Raw genomic sequence first — 5,131 nt, forward strand, 5'->3', positions numbered from 1 at the left:
GTAGTCGTGCAAAATTAATTTCCTAGTCGAGACTCCGAGACTCCGAGACTCCGAGACTCCGAGACTCCGAGACTCCGAGACTCCGAGACAGCTATTAGGGATCGGATTTGAGTTTTCAGTTCACTGTTTCCTCACACCAGAAGTCTGACGGAGTAGTGGCTTAGATGTGTAATTAATTTTGCTTAGGTACTTAGCTGACGGCTGACATTTAATAAAAATAAGGGGGTTTATTTGCCGATAATTCGCTGTGGTAATCGAGAATTTAGAGATATTCAAGGGATTGTTTTTGATAAGGACGGTACGCTAGAGGATTCGCGGGCTTTCTGGTACGATCGAGCTATAGCCCGGATACAAGCCATTGAATCGCAAATCCCTGGTTTAGAGTCTTTATTAACTAAAACTTTCGGTATTGGGGCAAATAGTCTCAATCCTGCTGGTTTAATGGCAGTGGGCAGCCGCAGAGATAATCATATCGCAGCTGCCGGTTGTATTGCTTCCACCGGCCGGGATTGGTTAACGGCAATGGCGATCGCCAAGGCGGCCTTTCAAGCGGCCGATGAAAAGGTTCCCCCCCGCTTAAATCCCCTCTATCCCCACTGTTTAGAGGTAATTCGTTATCTGCACGCGGCCGGTTTACAATTGGCGATTCTTTCCTCCGATACCACAGCACGAGTGGAGCAATTTGTCAAGGAAAATCACCTATTAAATTATATTAAAATTGCCCAGGGCTGCGATCGAGGTTTAAGTAAACCGGATCCCCTATTATTGCAAGAAACCTGTCAAGCTTTGGGGACCGCAGTGGACAAAACCCTGATGGTGGGGGACACTAGGGCCGATTGGGAAATGGCTAAACAGGCAAAATCAGCAGCAGCGATCGCAATTAGTTGGCAACCGGAAACCCATCAAGATTTACAATTAGCTGATGTGGTGATTAGAGAACTTACTGCCATCTCGGTTATCAGTTATCAGTTATGATTTTAGCTGTCAGGAGACTCCGAGACAGGTTTTAGGTGTTGGGGTTTTGGGGTTTTAGTTCAATTTCCCCACTTCCCCATTTCCCCACTTCCCCACTTCCCCTCCCCATTTCCCCATTTCCCCATTTCCCCACCTCCCCATTTCCCCATTTCCCCACTTCCCCACTTCCCCACCTCCCCACTTCCCAATTCATAATTCCCTCTATGCTAACAATTGCCTTACCGAAGGGTGCTTTACTAAACGAAAGTATCCAAATATTTCAGAAAATTGGCTTAGATTTTAGTGCCTTTCTTGACTCAAAAAATCGCCAATTACAGATTACCGACCCCACTAATCAAGCGAAAGCGTTATTAGTCAGAGCAACAGATGTACCAGTTTATGTAGAATACGGTCAGGCACAATTAGGCATCGCCGGTTATGATGTTTTATTGGAAAAATCTCCTGATGTGGCTAATTTAATTGACCTAAAATTTGGTTACTGTCGGATGTCGGTAGCTGTCCCTGCTGATAGTCCCTATCAAAGTCCCTTAGATATTCCCCATCACGGTAAAGTTGCCTCAAAATTTGTCAATTGTGCTAAGGATTATTTTCGTCGTTTAGATATTCCCGTCGAGATTATACCTCTCTATGGTTCCGTAGAATTAGGCCCGATTACGGGGATGTCAGAAGCGATAGTTGACCTAGTTTCTACCGGTCGAACTTTACGGGAAAATGGTTTAGTAGAAATTGACGAATTATTTGCTAGTAGCGCTCGATTAATCGCCCATCCCCTCAGCTATCGACTAGACCGCAATCAGATTTATAACTGGGTAGAAAAGCTCAGAGAAGCAACTACATCAATGGCAAAAGTTTAAGTAAAATATAGGTTAGTTTGGGGCAGTATTTCCCGCTAACCTAATTGTTTTAATAGCAAACCAATAAGCGCACCAGCAAGAATTAACCAAGTAGAATTAACCTGAAAACGTAGTAAAAGAATAGCGGAGATAAGAGATAGAATGATAGCCAATAAATTAAAAGGTAAATTCCCGTAGGGTTGTAACCAAGTAGCTAGGGCTAAATTAAAAATAACTGCTACCATTAAAGCCACAGCACTAGCATTAATCGCATCTAAAAAAGCCCCTGCCCAAACCGATTCTCTCAGCTTAGGAATAAGAGGATTAAGTAATAAAACAAAGATAAAAGAAGGAAAAAAAATCGCTAGAGTTGCCACAATTGCCCCCGATACTCCTAATATTTGATAACCGATAAAAGTGGCTGTAGATAACACTGGACCGGGGGTAAATTGACCCACAGCAATAGCATCTAATAATTGTTGCTGGGTTAACCATCCTTTCCCCTGCACTAAATCCCCTTCTAAAAAGGCAACTAACACATAACCACTACCAAATAAAACACTACCCACCTTGAGGAAAAATAGCCCTAATCCTGTTAATGTCGGTGGGATGTTGCTAGGAGCAGCAACCGCCGTCGCACCGCCTATTCCTGCCACAATCAGGGGGAAAGTAGCGAATTTTTTTAGGATAAACATCCCGATAATTCCGCCTAACAGTAAAGCGATAATTTCATTTAAACCTAAAATTAATAATCCGATAACTCCCAATCCGATGAACAGTAATTGACGGGTTTTCAGTGCCTTTTTACCTAAGCGCCAGAGTGCCTGAAAAATCACCGCAATTACTACCGGTTTAATGCCGGCAAAAATCGGGGCCACATCGGGTAAAGTCCCGTAGGTAGTATAAATCCAAGCTAGAAAACCCGTAATTAACACCGCAGGAGTAATAAAACAAACCCCCGTGATTATTAAACCCGCTAAACCCCCAAAAATATAACCGATATGAATGGCCATTTCCGTGGAATTAGGACCAGGAATCAGATTAGTGGCCCCCACCAAATCGAGAAATCGCTCCTTAGTCATCCAACCGCGACGCTTAACCACTTCTTCCTCCATTAAAGCGATATGGGCAGCTGGACCACCAAAACCGATAATGCCGATTTTGAGAAATAAAAGGGCAAGTTGCGAGAGATTGGGAGGCGATGAAGTCAGCATTTTCTGATTACCAATAGTTTTTCTAGAATTAAGTTTATATCCAAAAGAATAGGCTTAAGCTAAATTCTTAGCTAGATCTCGTCAATGCCGAAATTTCATAATTGCAAAAGTGTTTTACACAAACTCAATCATAAATATTTAAGGCTCCCGGTCAAGTAAATTTGATACAAAAAAAGTTAAGAAAACTTTATAAATAATATTGATTAGTTTATTTATAATAGACCCCATTAATACCAACTGAAACCAGAATAAACCCTAGACAATAATCAATTATCACAATCGATGTTAATCTATGCAAAAAAACTCTATGGACAGCTTGCCGCCCAAGACTAACCAGTTTTCAGATACCCAAGAGCCGGCAGCGAGTCCACCTCAGCACCAAGCGGTGCCGGTCAATTATGAGTACAGCCTCAATCTGCCGGAATTACTCAACCAGCTTGACCTCTCAGTGTTGATTTCCACCTACCAAGCGGGACGAGTGGCCAGCATTGGCACTTATCAAGGACAAATACGGGTGAGTTTCGCCCATTTTGACCAAGCGATGGGTTTAACCCGAACTGCTACCGGAATTGCTGTGGGCGCTCGTCAGGCAATTTGGAATTTACCCGCTAATCGAGAGATTGCCCCCCAGATTAAACCGGAAGGGGAACAGGATATCGCCTTTTTGGCCCGCTCCTCTCACCTCACCGGCCCGATTATGGGTCATGATTTGGCCTTTGGCAGTAATCGCCTTTGGGTGGTCAATACCCTGTTTAACTGTCTGGCAACTATCGAAGGAAATTGGAGTTTTCTACCCCAGTGGAAACCGCCTTTTATTACCGAGTTAGTCCCCGGAGACCGCTGCCACCTCAATGGCTTGGCTATGGCTGAAAATAGCGGCACTCCCGTATATGTGACGGCATTGGGGGAAACCAACCAGGAAAGCCTCTGGCGAGAGAATAAGGCCCAGGGCGGATGCTTGATTGATGTGGCTAGGGGAGAGGTGATTTTGCGGGGTTTAGCTATGCCCCATTCTCCCCGTCTTTACCAGGGTAATCTCTATTTCCTCAATTCCGGTTATGGAACCTTGAACCGTTGGCATCCCCAAACTGGTAGCACGGAAATCGTGGCGGAATTGCCCGGTTTTACCCGGGGTTTAGACTGTTGGGAAGGTCACGCCTTTGTCGGGTTGTCCCAAATCCGGGAAACTGCGATTTTTGGCGGTTTACCCCTGGATGAGCGGCGTAATCAATTGCGGTGCGGGTTGGCTATTGTCAACCTAGCTACCAGTCAACTGGTGGCAACTTTTTGGTTCAATAGCGGCGTGGAGGAGGTTTTTGCCGTCTCTGTCCTGCCGGGCTACCGCAACCCGGCGCTAATTGGACCGGATACCGACCTCGACGGCACTCAATCCGTCTGGATGGTGCCTTCTTTAATTGTTTAATTTTTACTCTTTATTCAGGAAAAAATCATGTCAACTCCTTTTTTGGTTAAAGATATCTTCCCTGGTTTATCTGGTTCCTTCCCCGGCTATCCGACGGCATTATATAGTTTTACCAATAAATGTCAGAACAAAGATGTAGATGTAGGTTGCTCTAATGGGAAGTTTTGTGACGACAAGTAGCATTGATGATATTTATGGGGAATAATAGATTTAGATGAGTGCCTAACTTTCCAATTGGTAGCGACTCGCCATGAACCAAACAACCGCCAATTATGATGAACCCTGGAAAGAAGCATTAAGCGAGTATTTTGAAGCGTTTTTATACTTCTTTTTTCCCGAAGTTCACCAACTAATCAGTTATCAGTTATCAGTTATCAGTTATCAGTGACTAATTGGAAGCAAGTAACAATCCCTTTGCTATAATAGTCATGGCACACCTGAAAACAAAAGCGACTATTGGGAAGCTGCCACAACGGGAACAGTGGAAATGGAAGTTAATCAGGGGATTATATGAAAAGGAGTTCGAGAGGGAACAGATAATTAAACTGTTTGAAATCATCGACAATCTGATGACTTTATCCCCTGAATTGCAGTCAAGTTTAGAGAGTAAAATCAAACAATTTGAGGAGGAAAGAACCATGCCTTTAATGAGTAATATGGAGTTACGAGGGATAGAACGCGGTAAG

General features: G+C 43.9%; 5 protein-coding genes and 1 pseudogene. 5 read left to right on the forward strand and 1 reads right to left on the reverse strand.

From position 1 onward, the window contains the following. Nucleotides 1-231 precede the first annotated feature (231 nt). Together EWV68_RS17620 and hisG are read left to right on the forward strand one after the other, a co-directional pair. Entirely contained in the window at nt 232-975 is a 744-nt protein-coding gene (locus EWV68_RS17620) for an HAD family hydrolase (RefSeq protein ID WP_287170548.1), read from the forward strand. A 203-nt stretch (nt 976-1,178) separates the two neighbouring features. Continuing rightward, nucleotides 1,179-1,829: an ATP phosphoribosyltransferase gene (hisG, locus tag EWV68_RS17625; protein WP_061431532.1), complete on the forward strand. Its 651-nt coding sequence runs from the start codon at nt 1,179-1,181 to the stop codon at nt 1,827-1,829. A gap of 35 nt (nt 1,830-1,864) precedes the next feature. On the opposite strand, the gene chrA is transcribed toward hisG, so the two are convergent. Further along, on the reverse strand, nt 1,865-3,022 hold the full coding sequence (gene chrA, locus EWV68_RS17630) for a chromate efflux transporter (RefSeq protein ID WP_061431531.1): 1,158 nt from the start codon (nt 3,020-3,022) through the stop codon (nt 1,865-1,867). Nucleotides 3,023-3,329: 307 nt separating this feature from the next. On the opposite strand from chrA, the gene EWV68_RS17635 reads away from it, so the two are divergent. From EWV68_RS17635 to EWV68_RS17645, 3 genes and pseudogenes are all read left to right on the forward strand, one after another. Continuing rightward, a complete protein-coding gene (locus EWV68_RS17635) occupies nt 3,330-4,445 on the forward strand; it encodes a TIGR03032 family protein (protein WP_061431730.1) in 1,116 nt (371 codons plus the stop codon). 250 nt (nt 4,446-4,695) lie between these two features. After that, a complete protein-coding gene (locus tag EWV68_RS17640) occupies nt 4,696-4,833 on the forward strand; it encodes a hypothetical protein (protein ID WP_164516998.1) in 138 nt (45 codons plus the stop codon). A gap of 4 nt (nt 4,834-4,837) precedes the next feature. Continuing rightward, nucleotides 4,838-5,131 (forward strand): annotated as a pseudogene (locus EWV68_RS17645) (hypothetical protein); the annotation flags it as partial.

This window comes from Microcystis sp. M_QC_C_20170808_M9Col (assembly GCF_007095495.1).
In the GTDB taxonomy this organism is placed as follows: domain Bacteria; phylum Cyanobacteriota; class Cyanobacteriia; order Cyanobacteriales; family Microcystaceae; genus Microcystis; species Microcystis aeruginosa.